This is a genomic window from Pseudoalteromonas sp. Angola-30, assembly GCF_028599215.1.
Taxonomy (GTDB): Bacteria; Pseudomonadota; Gammaproteobacteria; order Enterobacterales; family Alteromonadaceae; genus Pseudoalteromonas; species Pseudoalteromonas atlantica.
The window spans coordinates 106,768-121,173 of record NZ_JAQREI010000010.1; the positions used below are offsets into that span (position 1 = coordinate 106,768).

Here is a 14,406-nt window from a genome sequence, read left to right on the forward strand (position 1 = left end):
ACATGTTAGATTCTAAATATTTACGACAAGACGTTGAGCAAACTGCAGCACGCTTAGCGGCTCGTGGCTACGAGCTTGATGTTGCAAAAGTGACAGAACTTGAAGAACAACGCAAAACATTACAAGTAAAAACGCAAGAGCTTCAAAGTCAACGTAACGCCAGTGCTAAAGCCATTGGCCAAGCAAAAGCAAAAGGCGAAGACGCACAACCACTACTAGACGCAGTGGCAAATTTAGGAAGCGAATTAGACGCAACTAAAAAAGCGCAAGATGAAGTACTCAACGCCATTAACGACATTGCTTTAGCAATACCAAACTTGCCAGACGAATCAGTACCAGAAGGCGCTGATGAAGACGACAACGTTGAAATACTTACCTGGGGCACGCCTAAAAAGTACGACTTTGAAGTAAAAGATCACGTAGACGTTGGCCAAGACCTAAACGGCCTAGACTTTGAAATGGGCGTTAAAATTAGTGGCGCACGTTTTACAGTAATGCGCGGCCAAGTAGCGCGTATGCACCGTGCACTTACGCAATACATGCTAGATACCCACACAGATAAAAACGGCTATACAGAAATGTATGTACCGTACTTAGTAAATAGCGCAAGCCTTTACGGTACAAGCCAATTACCTAAGTTTGCAGGCGATTTATTCCATACATTAGGCCTAGTAAACGACGACGGTGAACAACAAGCTGGCTTTAGCTTAATCCCAACAGCAGAAGTACCGCTTACTAATAGCGCACGCGATGAGATTTACGAAGAAAGCGATTTACCGATTCGCTTAACTGCGCACACGCCGTGTTTTAGAAGTGAAGCGGGCAGCTACGGTCGTGATACACGCGGCTTAATTCGCCAGCATCAGTTTGATAAAGTTGAACTAGTTCAACTAGTAAAACCAGAAGATTCAATGCAAGCGCTTGAAGAGCTAACAGGCCACGCAGAGCAAATTTTACAAGCACTAGAACTACCATACCGTAAAGTAATTTTATGTATGGGCGACATGGGCTTTGGCGCAGCTAAAACATACGACTTAGAAGTATGGTTACCGGCCCAAGATACCTACCGCGAAATTTCGTCTTGTTCAAATATGGTCGATTTCCAAGCGCGCCGTATGCAAGCACGTTTTCGCCGTGAAGGTGCTAAAAAGCCAGAGTTACTACATACACTAAATGGTTCAGGCTTAGCCGTTGGCCGTACCCTCGTAGCCATACTAGAAAACTACCAACAAGCCGATGGTTCAGTAATAGTACCAGAAGTATTACACCCATACATGGGTGGACTTGAAGTGATTGGGAAAGCTTAAAAAACGAGCTGTCAGTTTTTAGCTATCAGCTTTAAGTAGAAAAGCCGCTGTTTTAACGAACAGCGGCTTTTTTGTTTTGAGTTAAAACTTGCAGCTTACAGTTTAAAAGCGAAGGGAAAAGACTATGTTTTGTAATTTATTTGTCCAATATTACTCATCTCCACCATTTTGATGCTTTTCAACATCCAGTAAACTTACGTGAGATCTAACTAATTGTTTACAGGTGCTTATTCGCTGGTTACATTAGATTAAATATTTGGATATTTGTTGATTTATAAAACGATAAATGTCGGATACTAAGTTGTTATGTTTTATTTTTAAAAAGGAGCCAGATTTGAATTACGATAGCATGGACTTTGATAAGTTTTCTGATTGGAAACAAGTATTGAGCGAAACAAATAACTCTTTAACGTACGAACAATGTTTAAAAATAAATCAATACATAGTAAGTTACCACGATGCTTGTTTAAGTAACAATCCTCAACATGTTATGCCTAAGCATTTTCAAGAAGCTGCCAATCGTTTGAATCAAAGAATTCAACACCATGAATCAATTAAGAAGCCTTTTATTGCAACGTATATTGTTCCAATTCTCTCGGGTATTATTGGTGCAGTGGTTGGTTCATTACTTACATTTTGGCTGGCTATGCCTAAAACATAACAAACGCTTGAACCAAAAAGGACGCAAAACAGCAGGCTTGCGCTCCTACTTCGCTAAATTTAGCCTGCTATTTTGCTCCGGTTAAGCGAGCGTAGAGCAACAGGGAGAGTTTTTATAAATGAGTGACGAAAATAAAAGTTTAGATATTCTTGGGGTAAAACCTATAGCAAATTCAGTAAATACTGTTACTAAGGGTACTGTTGATGGTGCATCAGCATTTTTAAGTAGAATCTGTCTGCCCGCAGCTGAGGAGTTTGGCTTACTTCTAAAGGATAAGGTTAGTTCATGGAGAGCAAAAAATGCTGTCGAGATTGCGAGTAAAGCACAAGCCCTTCTCGAGGAACAAGTTCAAGGATTAGTTGTATCCGCTCACCCACGCATAATTTATTCAACACTTGAAAACGGTTCTTGGGCCGAAGATGATTTTATGCAAAATTTATGGGCGGGGTTACTCGCCTCATCATGCACGCCAGAAGGAAAAGATGAAAGTAATATCATTTTAATAAACCTACTTTCACAGCTAACATCTAGTCAGGCACGAATTGTTGCTCACATTTGTCAGAATGCGAATACTTATATGGGGAAAGCTGGGTTCATTACAAGTGAGTTTTTCTACCTAGAAGCAGACCAATTACTTGAAATATCAGGAATCGACGACATTCATCAATTGGATAGAGAATTAGACCATCTTCGAGGGCTCGAGTTAATTAACTCTGGGTTTAATGTAGATAATCTTAAAGCTGATGTAACTCCACACGCTTTATGTCTTCAATTGTATGCTCGTTCTCAAGGCTATGTAGGGTCTCCGATTGAATTCTATGAAGCTAAAGAAAAAAGCTCTAACAAAAAATAAAGGGGCAACTCTTGACTTCAGACATCAAGTCGCAATTTGCTCAAAACACCTTTATTTAAGCTATTATATTTCTCTAAAAGCGAAGCGGCTGTAGCCCTCTTTGTGAATTAATTGGCTTTAAGAAAATTAGTTTTTGTATTTTTAGCTTCAGAAATATCAGCCATGTTTTAACTACAAAAGGGTGTAAGTGCAAGCTAGCGACTTAATATTTATAAGGTTGTGTTAGAAGGTAACTGTAGTAGAGTGTGTTTCAATTAACCTAAATAAGGAACATTATGGAATTAGCTAAAACCACAAGCTTGCAATTTGAAGTAACAGAAACAGGCCATCAAATTATTCAGGCTAAAATAAACGGGTATACAGTACGTTTAATTTTAGATACAGCGGCGGGTGCATCTGTTTTGGATAGAACATGTATTAAAATGCTTGGAATACAAGAAGAAGTAAGTGAAGAAAATGCCGCAGGTTTAGGTACAGCCGAACACGAAATGGGCTTAATAAACGTTTTAAAATTTGAATTGGCAGGCCAATTGTATGAAAGTACACAGTTTGTATCACTCAACCTAGACCATGTACAGGCCGCTGGTGGTGGCGATACAATACATGGATTATTAGGCTCTCCATTTTTTAGAAAATACCAAGCTATATTAGATTTTGGTACTAATACACTGACAATTAGTGAACCATTGTCTGATTGTGAGTGATTAAAGCGGCTCCCTTAAGCCGCTATTATAGCAAAGCGCCTCTAATCCTCTTTGTAAACTACTTTGGCTTTACCAACATCAGCTCAGCATCTTTCCCATCCATTAATACTGCTACATTACCCTCAGTGGTTACATACACATCCCTTAATCTTCCTGTTGCTTCTGGAAATATGTGTGACTGGGTGAATTCGCCATTAGCCAGATTAACGCTGTAGAGCTTTTTATCAACGAGGGTGGTAATGAGCACATGCTTTTGAAGTGAAGGGAATGCGGCGTGTTTAGAGCCGTAATATGCCATACCTGATGGGGCGATTGATGGCGTCCAATCTACGCTTGGTTTTTGCATGCCGGGGTAATCTCTAAAAGGAGATATGCGCGCTTGCGAGTAATCGTCACCATAGGTGATCACCGGCCAGCCGTAGTTGGTAGCTGGCGTTAAGTAATTTAGCTCGTCGCCACCTGCGGGGCCGTGCTCGTGGCTAATAATTTGATCGGTATCGTAATCATACACTAAGCCCTGTGGGTTTCGGTGACCGAGCGAGTAAACAGCGTGTGCATTGGGGTTTTTGTGATTAATAAATGGGTTATCTTTTGGAATAGTGCCATCTAGGTTTATACGTAATAATTTGCCAAGTTGGCTGGTTATTACTTGTGCTTGCTCTCTAAAATCAAAGCCATCACCAGTTGAAAACAGTAGAGTGTTGTCGGGTAAAAAGAGGGCGCGGCCAGCGTAGTGTTGTGGGGTATTTTTATCAGTCGCTACTGTGTAAATAATAACAGGCGTTGAAAAGCCGGTGCCATTAAAGGTAGCTTTTGCAATTACTAGGCGATTAGCCTCAGCTGTGCCTTGTGCGTAGGTAAATATAACTTCTTTGCTGGTGTTAAAATTAGGCGAGAGCACTATATCGAGTAAGCCGCCTTGGCCTGCAACGTATAAACCTTCAAGGTTTAAATTTACTCTAGTTTGCTGATTGTTTTTTACAATAACAACGTGGCCGTCGCGCTCTGTAATTAGCCATGTATCATTTGGCAGTTTAACCATGCTCCACGGCGCATTTAATTTTGTAGCAACTGTGTGGATACTGTACTGCTCTTTAGGTAATGTAGCTGCACTGGCGGTAGACGAAAAAAGCCCTACAAACAGCCATAGCGCTAATTGAGAGAGTCGTTGTTTACATTGCAAGCCTTTGCTACTCTAAGAAAAAAGCTTTACTTTAAGTTGAGATAACCATGCCATTTTTAACACGTTTACTCCCTATATTTTTAGTTTCTTGGTTATTTACCTTTACGCTTGCTAGCTTGTTTCATAGCCAATACGTTGTCAATCAATTAGTTGATGTGGGTGTAGTGGTCAGCTTAAGCGACCGTATTAATTTAACGCTAGATGATTGGTTAGGGCTATTATCTACCTATGGCGCTATTATTGCCATTGCTTTGGCTATCGCTTTTTTTGCTGTTGTGTTACTTGTTAAAAAGTTTAAAAAATACAGCATGGCGTTATTTGTAGCATCGGGTATCACTGCTTTTGCCGTGGTCTTAGTGGCGATTGAGTCGATTATGAATATTCATATTATAGCGGGCGCTCGTGGATGGGGATTTTATTTGCAGTTACTAGCAGGTGCTTTAGGTGGCTTGCTGTTTGCCTTATTAACCAAGGCGTTAGCCCCTAAACAGTAGGTTAAATAAAAAAACTCAGTGGCTAACGCTAAGCGTTAACCACCACGTTAAAATACGATGTAAAACGTTAATTAAAGCTCTATATAATAAGCGCTACATAATAAGCGACTTAATAGCCTCTAGGCCTTTTCTGAGAGTAGCTTCATCGTTAGCGTAGTTAATGCGTACGCACTGGTGTTTGTGCTCCCAGCTATCTTCAATGCCAATAAAAAAGTTATGCCCAGGAATTATATATACATCTTGCTCTTTGAGTTTTTGATAAAGCATTTCGCTGGTTATTTTTGAGTCTTTAAACCATAGCCACATAAAAAACGCGCCTTCTAGTTTATGTAAATAAACAGGCAAGTCTGCAAAAATTTCATCAAACAGGTTTATGGCTATCTCTGCTTTATTTTTATAAAAAGGCAATACCGTATTTTTACACAAAGGCAGTAATTCGCCTTCGTTAATTAAGCGGGTTACTAAGCTTGGGCCAATAGCGTTAGGCGATAACACCATAGAGCCGTTAACACGGCCAATGGCTTTAATTATTTCGTTATTGGCAACCACAATACCAGTGCGCAGGCCAGGCAAGCCCAGTTTTGAAAGCGACATACACAATATAATGTTTGAGTTCCACGTAAGGTTTGCATCGGTGTAAATACAACCTGGGAAAGGGTCGCCGTAGGCGTTATCAATAATTAGGGGAATATTGTACTTGTGTGCTAGGGCATCTAGGTGGCGTACTTCCTCATCGGTAATGACATTACCAGTTGGGTTGGTAGGGCGCGATACGCACAGTGCACTAATACTGGTATCGTTGGCTAATACGTTTTCTACCGCGTCAAAATCAATGACATATTTAAACTGCTTAGAGCCACTGGGGGTATTTAAAATTTCGATGTCGGGTTTTATTGCCACAAACATATCATCAGATAAACCTTGGTCGGCGTAACCTACGTATTCAGGCGCAAGCGGAAACAATATACGCTTATTAGTGCCATCGCTCATTTTGCCCGCAAGCATATTAAACAATACAAAAAAGTTAGCTTGGCTGCCGTTACCCAGTGCTATGTTTTGTGGTGTTAAGCCCCAGTCAAACTCGCTATTGAGGTGTTTAGCAAGAGCCGCTCTAAATTCGTCATTGCCAGTTGGCCCGTCGTACAAACCAAATACTTGCGATACTTTATTATTGGCTACTAGCTTTTGTAATTCATCTAAAAATACAGTATTAACCTGTGGTACGTGTGCAGGGTTACCGCCACCTAGCATAACAATATTTGGATTATTGCTTGCGTTAGCGCTGCCTAAATCTTCCATAAGCTGCGTTATTCCGTTGGGTTGTGTAAATTTAGTACCAAAATTTGAGTAGTTCATAATACCTATGTGTGCGCTAATAACGAGGAGGGCAGTATAGCGTAAATAAAGGGCTTTATTTGCATGTTGAGAATAATTCACGGTTTAGAACTTTAAACCCTTTAGGGTATAATTAATGCACTTTTATTCGCTAGGCTATTGTTATCAGTAATTTTGAATCGACTTTACATCACACTACGCTTGAGGCTGAACCTGCCGCTGATTTAAACGAGCCTGTAGTAAAAAACACGCAATTTAAAATAGCCACGTTTAATTTATTTAACTACCTTGAGCCGCCTAATGCGTATTACGATTTTGAAAAAATTTATACCGCAGAGCAATGGGCACGCAAACAGCGTTGGATTGTGGATTATTTAAATGAGTACACGCCTGATGTAGTAGGTTTTCAAGAAGTGTTTAGTATTGAATCGCTAAAGGTGTTAATGGCGCAGCAAGGCTATACATATTTTGCTGTGGTTGATACGCCAGAGGTGATTGATGATTTTATTTTTAAACGCCCGGTCGTGGCTATAGCGTCTAAATTTGAGATTGTTGATGTTGCTGCGGTTAAGCACAATACCGAGCTTGTTGAAATGCTTGGCCTTAATAGTAATTTTACGTTTAGCCGTAAGGTGTTAAGAGCAACCATTAAATTACCCCATGTAGGTAATACCGACTGTTATGTAGTGCATTTTAAGTCAAAACGAGCCATGATTGAAAGTGATGAAAGTACTACTAGCTCACCCAAAATCGAGCCGCTCTCAAGCGAAAAAAACATAATAGACACTCTCAAAGCAAATGTGGCCGGCTCGTGGGGCTCAACCATTCAGCGCGGAAGTGAAGCCACTTTACTAATGATAGAAATGATTGCCCGACGCGAAGCTACACAACAGCCTATGGTGTTAATGGGCGATTTTAATAACGACCTTGCCGATGGCGTATTGAGCCATTTACTAACGAATACATTGCGATTTGCCCCAGCGTTTGATGTTAAAACGTACCTTGCTAAATATTGTTTAATTGACGCATGGCAATTATTTAAAACACTAAAAATGAGCCAATTTACGGCGCACAACACCCAGCAAAACGCTGGGAATGCAGATGTTCAACAAAGTAATGGCCCCTCTGCGCCATTATTAAATCGCAGCCCTACCCATTACTATGGAACGAGTAGTACGGTACTTGATTATATTTTACTCTCGTGTGAATTTGACCCAAGTTACGATGATAGCTTTTATGAAGTGAGTGATTATCATACATACGACAGGCATTTAATAAACCCAGAATACGAACGAGACGATTTAACAACCGATCACGCAGTGGTATCAATTACCCTAACGTTAAGGAGTTAATTCGTGGGTAACATTTATAAATAGGTTTGCAGCTTTTACATTATTATTGAACTTATAAATTGCAAGTCATTAATTATAATGAACTTATTTTAGGCTTAAAACTTGCTGTAACTACTGAGTTAAAACAATTTTAAGGACATAAAAATGACTGAAGTTGCGCTTTCTGCCTATATGGCGTTTTACGTTTATTTAATAATGTTAGTGGTACAGTGGTCGGTAGCTACCTTTAGCAAAGCTAAACAACCTAATGCTGTACCGGGTAAAATTAGCGATGATTTATCGCACGACAGTTTTATATTTAGAGCCCACCGTACTTTTCATAACTCACTAGAAAACAGCGCGTTGTTTATTGGTACTGTGTTGTTTGCATTTGTTATAAATTACCAAAGCCCTATATTTGCCATGTGCGTTTGGGTGTATGTAATAGCGCGATTAATTCATATGGCGCTGTATTACGTTATAGCCACAGAGAAAAACCCAAGCCCACGCACGTACTTCTTTTTAATCAGTTTTATAGCAAATATTGTCATGCTAATTTTAATTGGCTTGAGATTAATGGCTTAATATCATGCGGTTAAAGGCTATTAAGCCGATAGTATAAAAGCGAAAGGGCTGTAATTAGCCCTTTCGCTTTTTAGTTTTTAGCTGACACCAATAAACCCACCGGTTTGATGCGCCCAAAGGCCAGCATAAATACCATTTTGCGCAATGAGCGCTTCGTGGTTGCCTTGCTCTACAACGCGTCCTTCATCAAGTACAATAAGTCTGTCCATTTGCGCAATGGTCGATAGCCTGTGAGCAATGGCAATCACAGTTTTACCTGTCATTAAATCATCTAGGCTTGCTTGTATTGCGGCTTCTACTTCTGAGTCGAGCGCGCTGGTGGCTTCATCGAGTATTAAAATAGGTGCATTTTTCAGTAATACCCGCGCTATAGCGATACGCTGGCGTTGCCCACCGGAGAGGGTTACTCCGCGCTCGCCTACTTGAGCATCAAACCCTTTATTGCCTTTGCTATCTTCTAAATCGCTTATAAACTCGAGTGCTTTAGCTTGCTTGGCAGCGCTGAGCATTTCGGCTTCTGAGGCATCGGGTCGGCCGTATAAAATATTATCTTTTACAGAGCGGTGAAGCAGGGAAGTGTCTTGCGTAACCATGGCTATATAGCGGCGAAGGCTTTCTTGGCTTACATCGGTAATGTTTTGGCCATCAATTTTAATCGTCCCCGAATCGGTATCGTAAAAGCGCAGCAGTAAATTAACTAATGTTGATTTACCAGCGCCAGAGCGACCCACTAAGCCAATTTTTTCACCTGGCTTTATATGTAGGTTTAGGCCATTCATTACCGGGCCGCGATTGGTTTCGTTAGCGGCTTTGCCGTAGTTAAAATGAACATTTGAAAAAGCGATATCGCCCTTAGAAACGTTAAGCGTTTTTGCATCGGGTTTGTCATCTACTTTAATGGGCGTAGATAAGGTTTTCATGCCATCGGTTGCGGTACCAATGTTTTCAAACAAGCTGCTTATTTCCCACATGATCCACTGCGCCATACCATTTAATCTAAGCGATAAACTAACAGCAACAGCAATGGCACCTGCGCTAATCGCACTTAACGACCATAAATAAAGGGATAGTGCGGCCACACTAAATACTAATAAGTAATTTAGGCTATTAATGGCAAAATTAAGGCTGGTTACTAAACGCATTTGCTTATAAACAGGCTGTAAAAATACATCCATACTTTGTTTAGCGTATTGCTCTTCACGTTGTGTGTACGAAAAAAGCTTAATGGTTGATATATTTGTATAGCTGTCGACTATACGGCCGGTCATTTCAGAGCGCGCATCGGCCTGCGAGCTGGCAATTTTTTTAAGTTTAGGCACAAAGTACATTTGAATGGCGGCATAAATAATTACCCACACTAAAAGCGGCAGCATTAACCGCCAATCAGCTTCTGCAACTAAAAACACCATAGCGCCAAAGTAAACCACAATATACATTAGTACATCGAGCAGCTTCATAACGGCTTCTCGTACGGCCAGTGATGTTTGCATTACTTTTGTGGCAATACGCCCTGCAAACTCGTTTTGATAAAAGCTAACACTTTGGCGTAATAAGTATCTATGCGCCGACCAACGAATCGACATAGGGTAATTACCCAGTAATGCTTGGTGCAAAATAGCCGAGTGAAAAAACACCACAATAGGCAATATCACTAAAAGCACTACCGCCATTTTTATAAGTTCGGCTTTTTGCTCTTCAAACAGGGTTTGCGGTGTGTAGGTGCCCAACCAATCAACCAGTTGGCCCATATAGCTAAATAACGATACTTCTAAAATGGCAAGCAGGGCAGCACTAACAGACATTAAAACTAACGACAGCTCCATACCTTTAGTGTAATGACGACAAAACGCAAATAAGGTAGAGGGCGGCTTCGTTGGCTTTTGCTCAGGAAATGCGTTGGTCATTTTTTCGAATAATCGATACATTTTATAAACTTAAATGACAAAAAATAGAAAAGGATCATACCATTTAAGTGGCGCGCTGTAGATCTTTAGAGACTAATTTACACTGCTACTTTTATCGAATAGGGTTTGTGAGGTTTACGCCTTTAATCATATAAATGTCGTCATAGCGTAAACCGCCATTTCCGTAAGGCTTTTTATGTGGGCCCGTATTACAGTTAGCTAAAAAATAGCTAAGTGGGCGCTCGCGTTTTATTCTAAAGGTGGCATTTTTATACACTAAGGTTTGGTTTTTAAATTCGCCGCCTTGAACGTATACATTGTATTGCTGGCCTTGCATTTTTACCGATGCATTATTAACAACGTACCAAATGTTGTACCAACTGTTTGTATCAAGTGGTTTAGCCGATTGCGCTTGTGCATAGTTTTGGATATTACTATAGCCTTTATCAGTTTTGACCATTAGCGCCCCGGTATTGACTAACCCATTTGATTCGGTTTTATCGGTAACTCGTAAAGTGGCTTCAAAGGCGTCGTAGCCATGAACGTTTATTTGCTCTGGCTCTAAGTTACTTAATCCAAAAGCATGGTTATTTGGAAAAGAGGCGACGTTAATACGGGTAAAAAAAGTGTAGGTTTCGCCAACGGGCACTGTTTTTGGAAGCTTTTTATAGCTGAGGGCTTTGCGGTTGCCGACAATACCATTTTCGGCAGGCTTTTTAATTAAAAAATGGTTAATCCCTTTGGCTGTGTCCTCAACTTCTATTTTAGTTACTTGTGGGTTAGCGACATAAGGTTGAGTTTGGTTGTCTGTGTCGGCCTTTGTCCAGCCTTTTAGCGGTTGTTCAAAGTTATCTACTAATAACCACTTTGCAGAGGGAGCATTTTGATTGTTTTGGCTACAGGCTAATAATCCTGAGCAGGCCACTAACAGTAAGCTGTATTTAACGCGCATAATCCCTCTTTTACTAATGTAAGTATAAGTATATAAATTGGTAAACCAATATATGACTTTTAATTTTTCAAACTTAAAATTTATATAACCAATTTGGTGTAAATTAGTCAACCAATATTGTGTTTTATCTATTCTACTGACGTTTATATTTTAAACGCGTAAAATACCTAACAACACGCAATTAAAAATAATAAAAGGGATTATATGTATACTGGAACGTGCTTATGTAAAGCGGTAAGTGTTGAAATTAAAGGGGCTATTTCTCAAATTATTCATTGTCACTGCTCACTATGCAGAAAAAACAGCGGAACTGCTTTTGCCACGAATGGTTTTGTAAACACTCACGAATTTACACTTACCAAAGGTGAAGATAATTTAACTGAATTTAATTTCAAACCTGGGCGTGCGCGCTTTTTTTGTAAAACATGTGGCTCACCTATTTACAGTGCTAATGCAGAGGATAAATCTCGCTTGCGAATACGCCTAGGGTTGATAGATGACGATATTACTGAACAGGTAATATCGCATAATTTTGTTACCTCTAAAGCCAATTGGGAGCAATTGGAAACACATTTGCCGTGCTATGAAAAACACGAACCAGGTCGCTAAATTACTCTATGTGATAAATGCTGTTTATGTCGCTGTGAAGGGTGGGCGCCCACGTTTTAAATAATGGCGAATGGGCTATTTCTTCTTTATTAATGTGCACTAAGCTTTGCTGAGAAAGCATCACGACAATATTTTTGTATTCGTTAAACTCTATAAGGGCAATACAGCTAAAATGTTGCCTAAACAGGACGAGTAAAGCTTGGAGCTCTTTTCCTGTTTTAGGGTTTAAATTTATAATAATTTGCGCATTTAGCCCGCTGCAGCAACGTATGTTTTGCCAAAATACGCTGTTAGATAAAAAGTCTTGATGTACATCGCCACTAAAAATATCAATTGTAATGACATTGTATGTGCGCGTGCACGTTGCAACAAACAGCTCTGCATTTTGTAAGTGCACTGTATGATTAGCGGGCAAGTTAAAATGGTGCTTAGCAACGCTTATCATCGCGGGGTTTATTTCTACACTGTCAAACACAGCTAAGTTATTTATATAAGCCGTTTTGTTATGTAAATAATGAATGGCTCGCTCAATGCCCGCAGTACCTAAGCCTAAATTTAAAACCCGTAGTGGCTCAGCTGTTTTAAGTAAAAATAACAGCATACATTGATTAACCGCAATCAGTAATTGCTCATTCTTATTAAGGCTCATCACCCCTTGAATAGTGATATCGCTTTGTGCATTTTGGGCAAGTGTTAACCAGCGATAGGCCGTATTTTGATAAACACAAATAGGCCCATATTGGTTGTTACTAGTGGCAATTAAATTAGCAGAGACAGTGTCGGCTTTAAGCTGGCGCATAGGTTACAAATACAAATAAAACACCCCATTAGTTTGCCACGAAAACACGCTATGTATATAGCGTATTTATGTAACAAGGTTTGTAATACGCTTGGTTACTTAAAAGAGGGGAGTACTTATGTGTGGCTAATTTTTACAGTTGAGCTTACTTGTATAAAGCTTTAACTCAAAATAGTTGCACTAAATAGGTTGTTGAGTAATGGTAAGGTAAAAAATAAGGAGCTTATAATGCGCAAAACCCCTTTTTCTATTACAACTAAACTTATTAAATTGAGTACGTTAGCCTTTGCTTGTACGGCAGGATTATCAGCACACGCTCATGCCAGCATAAAATATGAAGAACAACAAAAGCTACATGATATTGCAGCGCAGGTATCAGCTAAGCGTATTGGGAGCGACATACAAACGCTGGTGGATTTTGGTACCCGCCATACGCTTTCTGAAACTAAGTCAGATACACGGGGCATAGGTGCTGCACGGCGCTGGATTAAAAAAGAGTTTGAAAAAATATCAGCGCAATGTGGTGGTTGCCTAGAAGTTATTGAAGTTAAAGACACTATATCAGGTGAAAAACGAATTCCTAATCCTGTTGAAGTAGTGAATATAGTGGCCATTCAGCGTGGTAGTACTGAGCCAAACCGAATGGTTATTATGTCGGGTGATATTGATTCGCGGGTGAGCGATGTAATGGACTTTACCAGTGATTCACCGGGTGCTAATGATAACGCTTCAGGCGTGGCAGGGGTTATTGAAGCTGCACGTGTACTAAGCAAGCATAAATTTAATGGCTCAGTAGTGTATGCAGCGTTGTCGGGCGAAGAGCAGGGTTTATTTGGCGGTAAAATACTCACAGCGTATGCGCAAGAGCACAATTGGCAAGTACATGGCGTTTTAAATAACGACATGATTGGCAATATTACCGGTATTAATGGCGTTACCGACAATACAACAGCTCGTATTTTCTCAGAAGGCACGCGTGTAGTAGAAACGAAACAACAAGCAAGAACGCGCCGTTTTACAGGTGGTGAAGTCGATTCGGCGAGTCGTAATTTAGCGCGCTATATAGATACAATTGCCGATAGGTACATTCCAAATTTAGATACAATGTTAGTTTACAGGTTAGATAGATTTGGCCGGGGCGGGCACCATAGACCGTTTAACGATGCAGGTTTTGCAGCAGTCAGAATTATGGAAACTAATGAGCATTACGACCGACAACATCAAGATTTACGTACAGAAAATGGTGTGGTTTATGGCGATACCATAGATGGCGTTGATTTTGACTACACAGCAAAGCTTACATCATTGAACGCAGTAACAATGGCTTCAATGGCTTGGGCGCCAGCTCCTCCTAAGCAGGTAAAAATTGAAGGCGCGGTTAAGGCTGACACTACGCTTTCGTGGCAAAGTTCTGATGATGATAATATTGCCGGTTATCGTATTTATTGGCGCTATACCAGTGAGCCACAATGGCAATTTAGTCAAGATGTGGGCAATGTAAGTAAAGCTACACTTAAAAACGTTGTTATAGATAATTACTATTTTGGTGTTGCAGCGATAAGCAAAGACGGGATTGAATCGCCAGTGGTGTTCCCAGGTGATGTAGGCTCGTTTGATCACAATATAAAATAACAGCGATTTATTATTGCTTAAGTGCAATTGTGATTAAAAACAAATCAAATGGTGTAT

At 40.2% G+C, this 14,406-nt stretch carries 14 protein-coding genes; 9 read left to right on the plus strand and 5 right to left on the minus strand.

The annotated features are described in order from the left end of the window. Positions 1 to 2: 2 nt before the first annotated feature. The 4 genes from serS to PSH54_RS13440 all read left to right on the plus strand — a co-directional run bounded on the left by serS (position 3) and on the right by PSH54_RS13440 (position 3,525). Positions 3 to 1,307 carry a serine--tRNA ligase gene (gene serS / locus PSH54_RS13425; protein ID WP_273606326.1) on the plus strand — a complete coding sequence of 435 codons (1,305 nt, stop codon included), beginning with the start codon at positions 3 to 5 and terminating at the stop codon, positions 1,305 to 1,307. A gap of 334 nt (positions 1,308 to 1,641) precedes the next feature. After that, complete coding sequence (locus PSH54_RS13430; RefSeq protein ID WP_273606327.1) at positions 1,642 to 1,968, plus strand: hypothetical protein; 327 nt, start codon at positions 1,642 to 1,644, stop codon at positions 1,966 to 1,968. A gap of 118 nt (positions 1,969 to 2,086) precedes the next feature. Continuing rightward, positions 2,087 to 2,821 carry an Abi-alpha family protein gene (locus tag PSH54_RS13435; RefSeq protein ID WP_273606328.1) on the plus strand — a complete coding sequence of 245 codons (735 nt, stop codon included), beginning with the start codon at positions 2,087 to 2,089 and terminating at the stop codon, positions 2,819 to 2,821. Between the two features lie 275 nt (positions 2,822 to 3,096). After that, the gene (locus PSH54_RS13440; RefSeq protein ID WP_273606329.1) at positions 3,097 to 3,525 is read left to right on the plus strand and encodes a retropepsin-like aspartic protease; all 429 of its coding nucleotides are present in this window, start codon (positions 3,097 to 3,099) and stop codon (positions 3,523 to 3,525) included. Between the two features lie 58 nt (positions 3,526 to 3,583). Here the strand turns inward: PSH54_RS13440 and PSH54_RS13445 are convergent, their stop codons facing one another. Next, positions 3,584 to 4,669 (minus strand): PQQ-dependent sugar dehydrogenase, encoded by a 1,086-nt coding sequence (locus PSH54_RS13445; protein WP_273606344.1) that lies wholly within the window; start codon positions 4,667 to 4,669, stop codon positions 3,584 to 3,586. Positions 4,670 to 4,755: 86 nt separating this feature from the next. Here PSH54_RS13445 and PSH54_RS13450 point away from each other — a divergent pair, with 86 nt between their 5' ends. Further along, positions 4,756 to 5,202, plus strand: a complete 447-nt coding sequence (locus tag PSH54_RS13450; protein WP_273606330.1) for a hypothetical protein — start codon at positions 4,756 to 4,758, stop codon at positions 5,200 to 5,202. 93 nt (positions 5,203 to 5,295) lie between these two features. Here the strand turns inward: PSH54_RS13450 and PSH54_RS13455 are convergent, their stop codons facing one another. Then, a complete protein-coding gene (locus PSH54_RS13455; RefSeq protein ID WP_273606331.1) occupies positions 5,296 to 6,558 on the minus strand; it encodes a valine--pyruvate transaminase in 1,263 nt (420 codons plus the stop codon). Positions 6,559 to 6,797: 239 nt separating this feature from the next. Here PSH54_RS13455 and PSH54_RS13460 point away from each other — a divergent pair, with 239 nt between their 5' ends. Continuing rightward, positions 6,798 to 7,889 carry an endonuclease/exonuclease/phosphatase family protein gene (locus PSH54_RS13460; protein ID WP_273606346.1) on the plus strand — a complete coding sequence of 364 codons (1,092 nt, stop codon included), beginning with the start codon at positions 6,798 to 6,800 and terminating at the stop codon, positions 7,887 to 7,889. A gap of 144 nt (positions 7,890 to 8,033) precedes the next feature. Continuing rightward, a complete protein-coding gene (locus PSH54_RS13465; protein ID WP_273606333.1) occupies positions 8,034 to 8,453 on the plus strand; it encodes an MAPEG family protein in 420 nt (139 codons plus the stop codon). Positions 8,454 to 8,530: 77 nt separating this feature from the next. Here PSH54_RS13465 and PSH54_RS13470 read toward each other — a convergent pair whose 3' ends face one another. Beyond that, positions 8,531 to 10,378 (minus strand): ABC transporter ATP-binding protein, encoded by a 1,848-nt coding sequence (locus PSH54_RS13470; protein WP_273606334.1) that lies wholly within the window; start codon positions 10,376 to 10,378, stop codon positions 8,531 to 8,533. Positions 10,379 to 10,469: 91 nt separating this feature from the next. After that, the gene (locus PSH54_RS13475; RefSeq protein ID WP_273606335.1) at positions 10,470 to 11,309 is read right to left on the minus strand and encodes a hypothetical protein; all 840 of its coding nucleotides are present in this window, start codon (positions 11,307 to 11,309) and stop codon (positions 10,470 to 10,472) included. Positions 11,310 to 11,513: 204 nt separating this feature from the next. Between PSH54_RS13475 and PSH54_RS13480 the strand changes: the two genes are divergently transcribed. Further along, positions 11,514 to 11,918 (plus strand): GFA family protein, encoded by a 405-nt coding sequence (locus PSH54_RS13480; RefSeq protein WP_055253754.1) that lies wholly within the window; start codon positions 11,514 to 11,516, stop codon positions 11,916 to 11,918. Between the two features lies 1 nt (position 11,919). Here the strand turns inward: PSH54_RS13480 and PSH54_RS13485 are convergent, their stop codons facing one another. Continuing rightward, positions 11,920 to 12,717, minus strand: a complete 798-nt coding sequence (locus PSH54_RS13485; protein ID WP_055253751.1) for a hypothetical protein — start codon at positions 12,715 to 12,717, stop codon at positions 11,920 to 11,922. Between the two features lie 228 nt (positions 12,718 to 12,945). Here PSH54_RS13485 and PSH54_RS13490 point away from each other — a divergent pair, with 228 nt between their 5' ends. Next, complete coding sequence (locus PSH54_RS13490; protein WP_024033512.1) at positions 12,946 to 14,349, plus strand: M28 family peptidase; 1,404 nt, start codon at positions 12,946 to 12,948, stop codon at positions 14,347 to 14,349. Positions 14,350 to 14,406 lie beyond the last annotated feature (57 nt).